This window comes from Streptosporangium sp. NPDC004631 (genome assembly GCF_053601935.1).
Map to the genome: position 1 here is coordinate 102,142 of NZ_JBSGCR010000021.1, position 12,389 is coordinate 114,530.

Annotated in this window: 12 protein-coding genes; 4 read left to right on the top strand and 8 right to left on the bottom strand. The window is 71.6% G+C overall.

What is annotated here, in order from left to right:
- Positions 1–8: 8 nt before the first annotated feature.
- The 5 genes from ACWEF2_RS21270 to ACWEF2_RS21290 all read right to left on the bottom strand — a co-directional run bounded on the left by ACWEF2_RS21270 (position 9) and on the right by ACWEF2_RS21290 (position 4,525).
- The gene (locus ACWEF2_RS21270) at positions 9–1,811 is read right to left on the bottom strand and encodes a nickel-dependent hydrogenase large subunit (RefSeq protein ID WP_453817641.1); all 1,803 of its coding nucleotides are present in this window, start codon (positions 1,809–1,811) and stop codon (positions 9–11) included.
- A 1-nt stretch (position 1,812) separates the two neighbouring features.
- Positions 1,813–2,889, bottom strand: coding sequence for an NADH-quinone oxidoreductase subunit B family protein (locus ACWEF2_RS21275; RefSeq protein WP_453817643.1), 1,077 nt, complete (start codon positions 2,887–2,889; stop codon positions 1,813–1,815).
- A 100-nt stretch (positions 2,890–2,989) separates the two neighbouring features.
- The gene (locus tag ACWEF2_RS21280; RefSeq protein ID WP_453817645.1) at positions 2,990–3,685 is read right to left on the bottom strand and encodes a D-sedoheptulose-7-phosphate isomerase; all 696 of its coding nucleotides are present in this window, start codon (positions 3,683–3,685) and stop codon (positions 2,990–2,992) included.
- Complete coding sequence (locus ACWEF2_RS21285; protein ID WP_453817646.1) at positions 3,672–3,908, bottom strand: HypC/HybG/HupF family hydrogenase formation chaperone; 237 nt, start codon at positions 3,906–3,908, stop codon at positions 3,672–3,674. The genes ACWEF2_RS21280 and ACWEF2_RS21285 overlap by 14 nt, the downstream gene beginning before the upstream one ends.
- Complete coding sequence (locus tag ACWEF2_RS21290; protein WP_453817648.1) at positions 3,905–4,525, bottom strand: D-sedoheptulose-7-phosphate isomerase; 621 nt, start codon at positions 4,523–4,525, stop codon at positions 3,905–3,907. Before ACWEF2_RS21290 ends, ACWEF2_RS21285 begins: the two co-directional genes overlap by 4 nt.
- 168 nt (positions 4,526–4,693) lie before the next feature.
- Here ACWEF2_RS21290 and hypF point away from each other — a divergent pair, with 168 nt between their 5' ends.
- Together hypF and ACWEF2_RS21300 are read left to right on the top strand one after the other, a co-directional pair.
- On the top strand, positions 4,694–7,036 hold the full coding sequence (gene hypF, locus ACWEF2_RS21295) for a carbamoyltransferase HypF (protein ID WP_453817650.1): 2,343 nt from the start codon (positions 4,694–4,696) through the stop codon (positions 7,034–7,036).
- Between the two features lie 232 nt (positions 7,037–7,268).
- Positions 7,269–8,105 (top strand): metallophosphoesterase family protein, encoded by an 837-nt coding sequence (locus ACWEF2_RS21300; RefSeq protein WP_453817652.1) that lies wholly within the window; start codon positions 7,269–7,271, stop codon positions 8,103–8,105.
- Positions 8,106–8,184: 79 nt separating this feature from the next.
- Here the strand turns inward: ACWEF2_RS21300 and ACWEF2_RS21305 are convergent, their stop codons facing one another.
- Together ACWEF2_RS21305 and ACWEF2_RS21310 are read right to left on the bottom strand one after the other, a co-directional pair.
- Positions 8,185–9,468, bottom strand: coding sequence for a cytochrome P450 (locus ACWEF2_RS21305; protein ID WP_453817654.1), 1,284 nt, complete (start codon positions 9,466–9,468; stop codon positions 8,185–8,187).
- A gap of 151 nt (positions 9,469–9,619) precedes the next feature.
- Positions 9,620–10,633: an alpha/beta hydrolase family protein gene (locus ACWEF2_RS21310; protein ID WP_453817655.1), complete on the bottom strand. Its 1,014-nt coding sequence runs from the start codon at positions 10,631–10,633 to the stop codon at positions 9,620–9,622.
- Positions 10,634–10,736: 103 nt separating this feature from the next.
- Here ACWEF2_RS21310 and ACWEF2_RS21315 point away from each other — a divergent pair, with 103 nt between their 5' ends.
- On the top strand, positions 10,737–11,351 hold the full coding sequence (locus ACWEF2_RS21315; RefSeq protein WP_453817656.1) for a GNAT family N-acetyltransferase: 615 nt from the start codon (positions 10,737–10,739) through the stop codon (positions 11,349–11,351).
- Positions 11,348–12,217, top strand: a complete 870-nt coding sequence (locus tag ACWEF2_RS21320; protein ID WP_453817658.1) for a PaaX family transcriptional regulator C-terminal domain-containing protein — start codon at positions 11,348–11,350, stop codon at positions 12,215–12,217. Before ACWEF2_RS21315 ends, ACWEF2_RS21320 begins: the two co-directional genes overlap by 4 nt.
- Before the next feature lie 34 nt (positions 12,218–12,251).
- On the opposite strand, the gene ACWEF2_RS21325 is transcribed toward ACWEF2_RS21320, so the two are convergent.
- A partial coding sequence (locus ACWEF2_RS21325; RefSeq protein WP_453817666.1) for a winged helix-turn-helix domain-containing protein occupies positions 12,252–12,389 on the bottom strand: 138 nt, incomplete at its 5' end.

A 12,389-nucleotide genomic window follows, 5' to 3' on the forward strand; every position in this document is an offset into this window, starting at 1 on the left:
CCGACGGGTCACGTGGTGTTGAAGGCATGGGGGCTGTGCAGTTTGCGGAGTTCCTTGCCGCCGCCGAGGTACATGTGCACCCCGCACGGCAGGCAGGGGTCGAAGCTGCGCACCGTGCGCATGATGTCGATGCCCTTGAAGCTCTCCGGCGGGTTCTCCTCGAAGATCGGGGTGTTCTGCACCGCGTCCTCGTAGGGGCCCGGCACCCCGTTGACGTCCCGGACGCTGGCGTTCCACGGCGTCGGCGGGTACGGATGGTAGTTGGCGATCTTCCCGTCCCGGATCACCATGTGGTGCGAGAGCACCCCGCGCACCGCCTCGGTGAACCCGCAGCTGATCGCCTCGTCCGGCACGGTGAACGGCGCCCAGGTCTCGGTCCGGCCGCCCCGCACCTCCGCCAGCCCCTGTTCGGCGAAGTACAGCGCGCTCGCCGCGGCGTAGGCCTGGAAGTAGGTGCGGGCCCGGTTGCGCTCCAGCGCGTTGGAGAGCGGCTGGCCGTTGTGCTGGGGAATCGTCCACTCGAACGTCTTCTCCGGCATGGTGGCGGTCTTCGGCAGGTTGATCTGCACGCTGTGGCCGGTCGCCTTGACGTAGCCCATGTCGACCCGGCCGGAGAGCGCGGTCGACCAGAGCCTGGCGATCGGCCCGCCGCCGGTGTCCAGGGCGAGCATGTCCTTCCCGTCGAACCACCGCGGCGACATCACCCAGCTGTACTTGTCGTTGAAGTCGCGTTTCTGCGGGTGCGGGATGGTGTGCTGGTTCCACGGGTGGCGGATGTCGACGGGGTTGCCCAGCGGGTCGTGGGTGACGAAGGGCTGCCGGCCCTGCCAGTCGTCGTAGTAGGAGCTGCCCAGCAGGATCCGGATGCCCAGGTTGATGTCGACCAGGTCGCTGGTGACGAGCCTGCCGTCGACGATCACGCCCGGGGTGACGAACATCCGCCGCCCCCAGTCGCTCATGTTCTGATAGGTGAAGTCGCAGTGCGCCGGGTCGTTGAAGCTGCCCCAGCAGCCGAGCAGCACCCGGCGGCGGCCGACCTCCTCGTAGCCGGGCAGCGCCTGGTAGAAGAAGTCGAACAGGTCGTCGTGCATCGGCACGACCCGCTTCATGAACTCCACGTACCGCATGAGCCGCGACAGGTAGTCGGTGAACAGCTGTACGGTGGCCACCGTGCCCACCCCGCCGGGGTACAGGGTGGACGGGTGGACGTGGCGGCCCTCCATCAGGCAGAACATCTCCCGGGTGAGCCTGCTCATCTGGAGCGCCTCCCGGTAGAACTCCCCCTCCAGCGGGTTCAGCGACCGCATGATGTCGGCGATCGTCTTGTAGCCGTGGTCGGCCGCGTGCGGGCACTCGGTGCGCTCGGCCAGCGTCCACACGCCGGGGTTGGTCTCGCGCACCATCTTCTCGCAGTAGTCGACCCCGACCAGGTTCTCCTGGTAGATGTTGTGGTCGAACATGTACTCGGCCGCCTCGCCGAGGTTCAGGATCCACTCCCCCAGCGCGGGAGGGCGCACCCCGTAGGCCATGTTCTGGGCGTAGACCGAGCAGGTGGCGTGGTTGTCACCGCAGATCCCGCAGATCCGGCTGGTGATGAAGTGCGCGTCCCTGGGGTCCTTGCCCTTCATGAAGATGCTGTAGCCCCGGAAGATCGACGAGGTGCTGTAGCACTCCGCCACCCTCCTGTTCTTGAAATCGATCTTGGCGTAGACGCCCAGGCTTCCCACGATCCGCGTGATGGGATCCCAGGCCATCTCCACCAGCTCGTCGCTCTGCTGCGACGAGCCGCTCCGCTGCGATGAGGTCGTCATGTCAGCTCCACGGCGCCTTGTATCCGGTGAGCAGCTGATGGCCTTTCCTGCGCCACTTCGGCTCCTTGTCGACTGTTCTGAGGGTGATGTCGCGTAGGGTGCGGATCACTCCGCCGTAGGCGGTGCTGACCGTCGAGGAGATCCGGGCCCCCGGCGGCTCGTCCATGAACGGCATGAACTTGTCGGGGAACCCCGGCATCGTGCACGCGATGCAGATCCCGCCCACATTCGGGCATCCGCCGATGCCGTTCATCCAGCCCCGCTTGGGCACGTTGCACTTGACGACCGGCCCCCAGCAGCCGATCTTGACCAGGCACTCGGGCGAGCCGTACTCGGTGGCGAACTGCCCCTGCTCGTAGTAGCCGGCCCGGTCACAGCCCTCGTGCACCGTCTGGCCGAACAGCCAGGTCGGCCGGAGCGCCTCGTCCAGCGGGATCATCGGCGCCTGCCCGGCCAGCTGGTACAGCAGGTACAGGATCGTCTCCGACAGGTTGTCCGGCTGGATCGGGCACCCCGGCACGTTCACGATCGGCAGCCCCGCCTTCGACCGCCAGTCCCAGCCCAGGTAGTCGGCCACCCCCATCGCCCCGGTGGGGTTGCCGGCCATCGCGTGGATCCCGCCGTAGGTGGCGCAGGTGCCCGCCGCCAGGATCGCCGTCGCCTTGGGCGCCAGCCGATCCAGCCACTCGCTGGTGGTCATCGGCTGGCCGGTGGCCGGGTCGGTGCCGAACCCGCACCAGTACCCCTCCTGCTTGATCGACTCGTTCGGGATCGACCCCTCCACCACCAGCACGAACGGGTCCAGCTCGTCCCGCGCGGCCTTGAAGAACCACTCGATGAACACGTCGGCGCCCTGCGTGGGACCGGAGTCGAAGGCCAGCAGCGGCCAGTGCACCTCCACCTTCGGCAGCCCCGGGAACACGCCGAGCAGGATGTCCTCGATGCTCGGCTGGGTGGCGGCGGTCAGCGAGACGGAGTCGCCGTCACAGCTCAGCCCCGCGTTGATCCACAGAATGTGCACCGGCGGCTCGTCCTGTTGCCGAGGCCCGCTCCCTGCCCGTTCCGTCGACGCTGCCATGGCGCCTCCCCGTTCTTCGTCGATGGCGATGGATCCTGATCGAGTCGGGGGACTGTGCGGTGGGGGCGTGTCGTGGCGGGCTCCGGCCGGGCCGGCCGGCTCAGCCGGTGTTGTGGGCCCGCGGGGCGGTCACCGCTCCGAGCGCGTGCTGGGTGAGCTCCCAGAGCACGTGGTAGACCGTCGTCTGCGCCTCCTGGATCCGGTGGACCGACGACGACGGGATGACGAACAGATAGTCGAGCAGGTCCAGGTCGGCCAGCCTTCCCCCCTGGTCCCCGGCCAGGCCGACGGTGAGCATGCCCTGACGGGCCGCCTCCTCGAACGCCTGCAGGACGTTGAAGGAGCCGCCACTCGTCGACAGGCCGACGGCGATGTCACCGCGCCGTCCGAGCGCGGCGAGCTGGCGCGCGAAGACGACGTCGAACCCCACGTCGTTGGAGAGCGCGGTGACCACGGCGACGTCGCTGGTCAGGGAGAGCGCCGGCAGGGACAGGCCGTAGTCGGGGTACAGGAAGGTGGTCGCCACCTCCTGGGCGTCGGTGCTGCTCCCGCCGTTGCCGAAGGCGAACAGCCGGCCGCCCGAGGCGAACCGGATGGCCATCTCCTCGGCGCACTCCACGAGCTCGTCCCCCGCCACCTCGGCCACCTGCCAGCGCAACCGGATGATCTCGGCGGCCTTCTCCTCGGTGGACCGGCGGGCCTCGGCCAGCACCGAGTCGAGGTCGGCCTGCCCCGGATAGAGGAAGGGGTACAGCCCGCGCACCCCCTCGGCTCTCGGCTCCTCAAGCATGCTCATCGCCACTCCCCCCGGAGACCACCGCGATCGCCTCCTTGGCGTGCACCAGAACGGTGTCACCGACCGAGGCGTCGACCAGCGCGACGCTCACCTCCTGGAACACGCCGCCGACGTCGACGACGATCGCCAGGTCCCGCTCCGACAGCCGGACCACCGTGACCGGCACCGCCTCGTCCGCGCAGGTGACGCATGTGCCGCCGGAACAGTCCGCGAGCCCGGTCATCCGGCCGCCCCGTCGCCGATCAGGCCCGGCTGCTCGAAGAGCACGTGGACCAGCTCCCACAGGACGTGGTAGACGGTGACGTGGATCTCCTTGACCACCGCGGGGTCGTCGGAGGCGGCGATCAGGACGTGGTCGGCCGCCCCGTCCCGCGCGATGGCGCCGCCGTCGCCGCCGACCAGGGCGAGGGTGAACAGGCCCAGCTCCCGGGCCGTCTCCAAACCGCGCAGGACGTTCTCGCACCCGCCGTCGCGGGAGATGCCCAGCGCCATGTCGGCCGGGTCCGCCCACTGGCGCACCTGGTGGGCGAAGGTCTCCGCGAGCCCCTCACGGCCGCTCACCCCGCTGACCGTGGCCGAGTCGTTGCTCAGCGCCACCGCCGGCAGTGCCCTCTTGCCCACGATGACCGGGTGCATGAACTCGACCGTGATGTGGGCCGCGTCCGTGCCGCCGCCGCCGTTACCGAAGACGATCAGCTTTCCGCCGCGGCGGAAGCGGGCCGCCATCTCCCGGCACGCCTGGGCGATGCGCTCGGAGTCCGCCGCGAGCGCGTGGCCCGCCGAGTCGCGCCTGAGAAAAGCCTCGCCGACTGCTGGATGCATGGTCGATGTCACTGGCATGTGAACACTCCGTTGTCTACGGTAGTCGCCAGGCTACGTTGCGTGGTCGGCACGCTGACACCTCCGGCACCACAACCCGGGGTAAAGGTCTGATCACAGAGGTGACCTTTCCCCCATGTCGCGCGCGCCCGCCCCCGGCGGCCTGTAAAGGGGCCGGAGGATGACCGCATGAGCAGCGGACGGACACCGGCCGAGTCCCCGACCCGCGTCAGGATCCAGGTCGAGGGGATCGTGCAGGGGGTGGGGTTCCGCCCGCACGTCCACTCCCTGGCCCGGCGGCTGGCGCTGTCCGGCTGGGTGGGCAACGACGGGCGGGGCGTGTTCATCGAGGCCGAGGGCGCGGCGGCGGACGTCGCGCGCTTCCAGAAGGACCTGCGGGGGCACGCGCCGCCACTGGCGGTGATCGACCGGATCACCTCGACCGCGATACCGGCGCGGGGGGAGATCGGGTTCCACATCGCCGACAGCGTCACCGAGGACGTCACCGGCGTCACCGGCGTCAAGGAGGGGAGCGGGCGGGCCGCGCTGGTCTCCCCCGACGTCGCGACCTGCGCCGACTGCCTGGCCGAGCTGTTCGACCCGGCCGACCGCCGGTACCGGCACCCCTTCGTCAACTGCACCGGCTGCGGGCCGAGGTTCACCGTCGTCAGGGACCTGCCGTACGACCGTCCGGCCACCACGATGGCCGCCTTCGCCATGTGCGAGCGGTGCGCGGCCGAGTACCACGACCCGGCCGACCGCCGCTTCCACGCCCAGCCGATCTGCTGCCCGGCCTGCGGTCCGACGTTGCGGATACTCGACGGCCGGGGCCGCCCCCGCGACGACGACCCGATCGCCGCGGCGGCCCGGCTGCTGGACTCGGGCGGCGTGCTGGCCGTCAAGGGTCTCGGGGGCTATCACCTGGCGGTCGGCGCCGGCGACGAGGAGGCCGTGCGGGCCCTGCGCTCGCGCAAGCACCGCGAGGACAGGCCGTTCGCCGTCATGGTCGCCGACCTCGACGCCGCGCGGGCCCTGTGTGAGGTGGACCGGGAGGCCGAGCGGCTGCTCACCGGCCCCCGGGCGCCGATCGTGCTGCTCCCCCGCCTGCCGGGCGCCCCACTGGCCGAGGCGGTCGCGCCGGGCGAACGCAGGCTCGGTGTGCTGTTGCCGTACACGCCCGTGCACCACCTGCTCGCCGCGGAGTTCGCCGGGCCGTACGTGCTCACCAGCGGCAACCTCTCCGGCGAGCCCATCGCCTACCGGGACGGCGAGGCGCTCACCCGGCTCGCGGGCGTCGCGGACGGCTTCCTGACCCACGACCGCCCGATCCACGTCCGCGCCGACGACTCGGTGGTCGCCGTGGCCAGGGGGCGCGAGCTCCCGCTGCGCAGGTCGCGGGGGTACGCCCCCGAGCCGCTCCGGCTCGCCCGGCCGGTACGGCGGGCCGTACTCGCCTGCGGGGCCGAGCTGAAGAGCACCTTCTGCCTGGCCCGCGAGGATCGCGCCTTCGTCTCCCCGCACATCGGCGACCTGGAGGACTACGAGACGCTGCGCTCCTTCGCCGCGGGGATCGACCACTTCCGGCGGCTGTTCGGCATCACCCCGGAACTGGTCGCCCACGACCCGCACCCGGAGTATCTGTCCACCAAGTACGCCCGCGACCTGTACGACGGCGGCGGGGTGGAGCTGGTCGAGGTCCAGCACCACCACGCGCACATCGCCTCCTGCCTGGCCGACAACCGGGAGACCGGACCGGTGATCGGGGTGGCCTTCGACGGTCTCGGCTACGGCACCGACGGCACGCTGTGGGGCGGTGAGCTGCTGATGGCCGACCTCACCGGCTTCACCCGCGCCGGCTGTCTGGCGCCGGTGCCCCTGCCGGGCGGCACGGCCGCGGTCAGGCAGCCCTGGCGGATGGCCGCCGCGCACCTGGACGCCGCCTACGACGGCACGCCGCCCGACGACCTCCCGGTGCGCTCACGGAACAGCCGGAACTGGGACGACGTGGTGGCCGTGGCCAGGTCCGGCGTGAACTCCCCGCTCACCTCCAGCGCCGGGCGGCTGTTCGACGCGGTCGCGGCGATCATCGGCCTCCGTGACACCGCCGGCCACGAGGGGCAGGCCGCGGTCGCGCTGGAACAGCGGGCCGATCCCGCCGAGGTGACGGCCTATCCGGTCCGGCTCTCCGGTGGTGACCCGCTGCTGATCCAGGCCGGTGACCTCGTCCGGGCCGTCGTCGAGGACCTGCGGTGCGGGACCGACCCGGCGGTGGTCTCCGCCCGCTTCCACAACGGCCTGGCCGCGGCGACCGCGGCGGGCTGCGTACGGCTGCGCGCGGACAGCGGCGTCGGCACCGTCGCCCTGTCCGGCGGGGTCTTCCAGAACCGGCTGCTGCTCGACCGGCTGGTCCGCGTCCTCCGGCACCACGGTTTCCGGGTGCTGACCCACCGTCACGTCCCGCCCAACGACGGCGGCATCAGCCTCGGCCAGGCCGCCGTGGCCGCGGCGCGCGACGAGCTCGGCCCGCTCTGACACCCCATCGGCGCCCGCGGGTTCGCCCCCTTGGTCATCGCGCACGTTCCCGGTTATCTTCCTGACATCGGGTGGGGACGGAGGCTGCGGTGCTGGACGGCGGGAAACCACTGGAACCGATCTCTGTGACGGCACCCGCCGCCCGCCGGGCCACCACGGCCCGGGCGGACGGCGGAGCACCGTCCGGGGCGCCGCCCGGGACACGGCCCGGGGCCTCGCGGGCGGTGCGCGGATGACGTCTCTGCTGGCCATCAGCGATCTGCACGTCGGCTACCGGGAGAACCGGCGGATCGTCGAGGAGCTGCGGCCCGCCTCCGGATCCGACTGGCTGCTGGTGGCCGGGGACGTCTCCGAGGCGGTCGCCGACGTCGAGTGGGCGCTCGGCCTGCTGGCCGGGCGCTTCGCGAAGGTGGTGTGGGCCCCGGGCAACCACGAGCTGTGGACCCATCCGAGCGATCCGGTCCGGTTGCGCGGCGAGGAGCGCTACCGGCACCTGGTGGAGGTCTGCCGCGCCCTGGGAGTGGTGACCCCCGAGGACCCCTATCCGGTGTGGGAGGGGCCGGGCGGGCCGGTGACCGTCGCCCCGCTGTTCACGCTGTACGACTACACCTTCCGCGTGCCGGGGGTCGCGACCGAGGAGGAGGCGCTCGCCCTGGCCTACGACAAGGGGGTGGTCTGCACCGACGAGATGTTCCTGCATCCCGACCCCCATCCCTCCCGCACCGCCTGGTGCCTGGCCAGGATCGCCGAGACCGAACGGCGGCTGGCGGCCCGCCCTCCCGGCGTTCCCACCGTGCTGGTCAACCACTATCCGCTGGTCCGCGAGCCGACCCTGATCCTGCGCCATCCGGAGTTCGCGATCTGGTGCGGCACCGAGCGGACCGCCGACTGGCACCTGCGCTTCGACGCGGTCGCGGTCGTCTACGGCCACCTGCACATCCCCCGGACCACCTGGCACGACGGGGTGCGCTTCGAGGAGGTCTCGCTGGGCTATCCCCGCGAGTGGCGGCCTCGTCCCACCCCGCCGGGCCGCCCCCGCCGGATCCTGCCCGCCCCCGCACCGGACTGACCCTCCCTCTTCCTCACCTCCGGCGCTCCCCCGCGCGGCGGGCCTGCGGGGGAGCCGCCACCGGAGATCGTCGCCGCCCTCAGGGGACGTCCCAGGCGACCGGCAGGGAGTGCACTCCGTATATGAACATGTTGTCGCGCGGCGATACCTCCTCCGGACGGCAGGCCAGCCGCAGGTTCGGGAAGCGGCGCAGCAGGGCGGGCAGGGCGACGGTCATCTCCGCACGGGCCAGTTGCTGTCCCAGGCACTGGTGAACGCCGTGCCCGAAGGCCAGATGCGGGTTGCGCGCACGCGCGAGGTCGAGGGTGGCGGGGTCGTCCCAGTGGGCGGCGTCCCGGTTGATCTGCGGCGTCGAGATCATCACCGTGCCTCCCTCCGGGATCGGCTCGCCGGCGATCCTCACGTCCTCGGTGGCGACGCGGAACGGGCCCAGGTGGACGATCGAGAGGTAACGCAGCAGTTCCTCGACGGCCCGGTCGGCCACCTCTGGGTCGCGGCGCAGCAGTTCGAGCTGGTCGGGGTGGACCAGCAGGGCGAAGACGCCCAGGCCGATCATGTTGGCCGTGGTCTCGTGTCCGGCGGCGAGCAGCAGGTTGGCGATGCCGACCAGCTCGTCGTCGGTGAGTTCCCCCGCGTGGTCGCCGTGGATCAGCTCGGAGATCAGTCCGTCGTCGGGCCGGGCGCGCTTGGCGTCCACCAGTTCGTGCATGAACCGCCGCATCTCATCGCGGACCCGTATCACCTCCTCCAGCGGCGTGTCCATGCGAATGAGGGTCGCCGTGCGGCGCTGGAAGTCGGTGCGGGCCTCATACGGGACGCCGAGCAGTTCGCAGATCACCATGGACGGCACGGGCAGGGCGAACGCGCCGACCAGCTCCGCCGAGGTGCCCGCCTCCGCCATCGCGTCCAGGTGGGCTTCGACGATCTCGGTGATGCGCGGGATGAGGGCGCGCATCCGGCGCAGGGTGAACTGACCGATGAGAAGCCTGCGCAGGCGGCTGTGCTCCGGCGGGTCCATGAACAACAACTGCCCGGCCATGGCCCGTGCGTCGAGCAGTTTCTCGCGCATCTCGTCGGGCACCGAGATCAGGGCGTTGCGCCGGTTGAACCGGTCGGCGCTGAACCGGGGGTCGGACAGCACGGCACGGGCCTCATCCATGCCTGTGACCAGCCATATCTCTTCACCGGTGCCCAGTCTCACCTGGCTTACCGGCGCCTTCTCATGCATTCCGGCCAGTGCCCGCGGCGGGTCGAACGGGCACTGCCGGACCGTCAGCTCATCGGGCAGCCGCACCCGCAACCTGGCTCGATCAGGCGACGGGGGCTGCTCGGCGTGGGAGACCTCGGCTGCGGGACGGGTCATCGGCGCTCCTGTGGTGGATCACAGTGGATGGTGCCTCCTTGTTCGACCATACCTAGACCTGCACGCCATGCAACTTTGTTTTTTCCCGCCCGTCGAGGCCGCTGTCAACCGGACGCCGGGCGCGTACCCTCCTCCCTGTGCTCCGGGCGGGTCAGCCGATCTCCCGCCGGAGGAACCCGGCCTGGTCGGCGAGGAAGCCGTCGGCGAAAAGGTCCCGGGGCGCGAACAGGGCGGTGAGAACGGTCCTGATCTCCGAGCCGGCGACCTCCTCGCGCAGCAGCGCGTGGTCGGCGCCGGGATAGTGCCTGACCCACAGGGGCGCCGGGCTCGCCCGGTAAACCGCCTCGGTGTCGGCGACGTCGACGTTCAGGTCGTGACCCGCCAGGACAAGCAGGGTGGGCACCCGCACCCGGGACAGGTCCTCCGTGGCGTCCTCGGTGTGGTTCCTGAGGGCGAACCCCCACCGGGCCTCGGTGATGTCCCCGCTGTCGCCCACCGCGGCGCGGTACTCCTGGAAGGTCGCCCCCCGCCGGAGCAGGCTGCGGGTGGTCTCGCTGCGCTCCAGTCTCGCCTGGACCGTGGCGGGTGAGGCGCCCTCTGCCCTGAGCTCGGCGAGCAGGTTGTAACGGCCCTGGCGGAGCCAGTTGATCGCCGGTGAGACCGCGATGACGAATCGCAGGTCCGGGGTGCGGGCCGCGACCTTCGGCATCACCCAGCCGGCCTGGCTGGCTCCCCAGAGCCCGATCCGGCGCCCGTCGAGGCCTGGACGGGCCCTGGCCCAGGTGACGGCGGCGGTGACCTCACGGGCCCGGTCCTCCATGCTCTGGCCGAGCCAGTCGCCCTTCGAACCGGCGACCCCGGGTTTGTTCCACGACAGGGAGGCGTAGCCGGCGCGGGCGAACGCCTCCCAGATCGGACGGTAGAAGCCGTCGTGGGTCGCGTCGACCGGGCCGTCGCCGTGCACGAAGACGACCAGCCCGTACGGCCCCCGCCCCGTGGCCGGGAGGGCGAGCACGCCGTCCAGCGACCGCGGGCCGTACGGGATCGAGACCCGCTCCTCACGGAGGTCGTAGGTGTTCCGCCAGACCACCGCGGCGGCTCCCGCGATCACCAGCAGGAGCAGGGCGGCCCCCGCCGCCACGAGCCCGCGCAGACGCCGGCTCACCGCGCGGGCTCCGGCCGGGAAACGCGATCCATCATCATCCTCCCCAGACGTAAACACCAGGTAAACTATCGTTTCTTGAACGATAGTATTATATTTGAACGATATGAGCGGAGACAAGATGGTCGAGATCCGGCGGGAGATGCCGCCCGGCGCCGAGTTCCGCGCCGCGGAGCTCTACTGGGAGGCGTTCGGCCGCAAGCTCGGCCCCGCGCTGGGACCGCCGGAGAAGGGCATCGCGTTCATCGCCGCCCACCTGAACCGCGCCAGGGCCGTCACGGCGCTCGCCGGCGGGCGGCTCGTCGGGGTGGCGGGCTACCGGCACGCCGGGCGGGCCTTCACCGGCGGATCCTCCCGGGAAATCCTGGACGCCTACGGATGGCTCAGGGGCCTGCCCAGGCTCGCGCTGCTCGCCCTGCTCGAACGGGAGGAGACCGCCGGGGAGCTGACGATGGACGGCATCGCCGTCGACCCCGATCTCCGCGGCGGGGGCATCGGCGGCCTGCTGCTGGAGGAGGTCGTCGCCGTCGCGGCCGAGCTCGGCTACCAGCGGGTCCGGCTCGACGTCGTCGACGCCAACCCACGCGCCCGCGCGCTGTACGAGCGGCGCGGCTTCGTGGCCGCCGGCACCGAGCGGACGCCCTTTCTGCGCCGGCTCCTGGGGTTCGGCGCGGTGACCAGGATGTCCCGCCCGGCCGCCGGAGAGGCGCACCGCCGGTGACCGCCGAACCCGTGGAGATCCCCACCCGCACGCTCGTCCACGGCATGGTCCGCGAGGACGCCACGGTCGACGCCGCCGAGCTCTACACGGTGGCGAACACCCTGGGGATGAGCGACCAGCAGGTCCGTCTCTGTGTCAAGCGGCTCGTCGAGGAGGGGCGCTTCACCCTGGAGGGCCGGGGCCGGAAAGCCCTGCTCCGGGTCACCGCCGACGCCTGGCGATCGTTCACCCCGGCCGTCGAGTTCGTCCGCCACGCCTTTCACCAGGACCGCGGCCTGGCCCCGTGGGACCGCACCTGGCACCTCGCCGCCTTCGCGGTCCCCGAGTCGGCGAGGGCGGCACGCGACGCGCTGCGCGAGACGATCCTGGGGCTCGGCGGGGCACAGCTCCAGGGCGGCCTGTACGTCTCGGCCCACGCCTGGGAGGACCGCGTCGAGGCGCGCGCCCGGGAACTGGGCGTCGCCGGGGGGCTCACCTGCGTCGCCAGCGCGAACCTGCGCGTGGGAGGCGAGGAGGACCCGCGCCGGCTGGCCGCGCTGCTCTGGCCGCTGGAGGAGATCGCCGAGCGGCACCGGAGGCTCGTCTCCGTTGCCCGTCCCCGCCTGGACCGGCTCCGAGGTCCGGGCGAGCTCACCCGGGCCGAGTTGCTCACCGTCGCGATCGAACTCGCCTCGGAGTTCACCCGGGCCATGGAACCGGACCCGCTGCTCCCCGCCGAGCTGCTGCCGGAGCCGTGGCCGGGCGCCGAGGCCCGCGCCATGCTCGCCCGGTGCTGGTCACACCTCCTGCGGAGGGGCGACGACAGCTCACCGGCCGTGCTTTTCCGCCTCTACGCCGACGTCGTCCGCGAGGTCGCCCACCCCTGACCGGACGGCATCGGAGCCGGCGGGCGAGCGGTTCTCAGGGCTGGAAGCGGTAGCCCATGCCCGGCTCGGTGAGCAGGTGGACCGGGCGGCCCGGATCCGGCTCCAGCTTCTTACGGAGCTGAGCCATGTACTGACGCAGGTAATGGGTCTCCTTGAGATACTTCGCCCCCCA

Bases quoted from the DNA above. Each gene is read 5' to 3' on its own strand.
- ACWEF2_RS21270 (WP_453817641.1), bottom strand. From the start codon at position 1,811: ATGACGACCTCATCGCAGCGGAGCGGCTCGTCGCAGCAGAGCGACGAG.
- ACWEF2_RS21275 (WP_453817643.1), bottom strand. From the start codon at position 2,889: ATGGCAGCGTCGACGGAACGGGCAGGGAGCGGGCCTCGGCAACAGGAC.
- ACWEF2_RS21280 (WP_453817645.1), bottom strand. From the start codon at position 3,685: ATGAGCATGCTTGAGGAGCCGAGAGCCGAGGGGGTGCGCGGGCTGTAC.
- ACWEF2_RS21285 (WP_453817646.1), bottom strand. From the start codon at position 3,908: ATGACCGGGCTCGCGGACTGTTCCGGCGGCACATGCGTCACCTGCGCG.
- ACWEF2_RS21290 (WP_453817648.1), bottom strand. From the start codon at position 4,525: ATGCCAGTGACATCGACCATGCATCCAGCAGTCGGCGAGGCTTTTCTC.
- hypF (WP_453817650.1), top strand. From the start codon at position 4,694: ATGAGCAGCGGACGGACACCGGCCGAGTCCCCGACCCGCGTCAGGATC.
- ACWEF2_RS21300 (WP_453817652.1), top strand. From the start codon at position 7,269: ATGACGTCTCTGCTGGCCATCAGCGATCTGCACGTCGGCTACCGGGAG.
- ACWEF2_RS21305 (WP_453817654.1), bottom strand. From the start codon at position 9,468: ATGACCCGTCCCGCAGCCGAGGTCTCCCACGCCGAGCAGCCCCCGTCG.
- ACWEF2_RS21315 (WP_453817656.1), top strand. From the start codon at position 10,737: ATGAGCGGAGACAAGATGGTCGAGATCCGGCGGGAGATGCCGCCCGGC.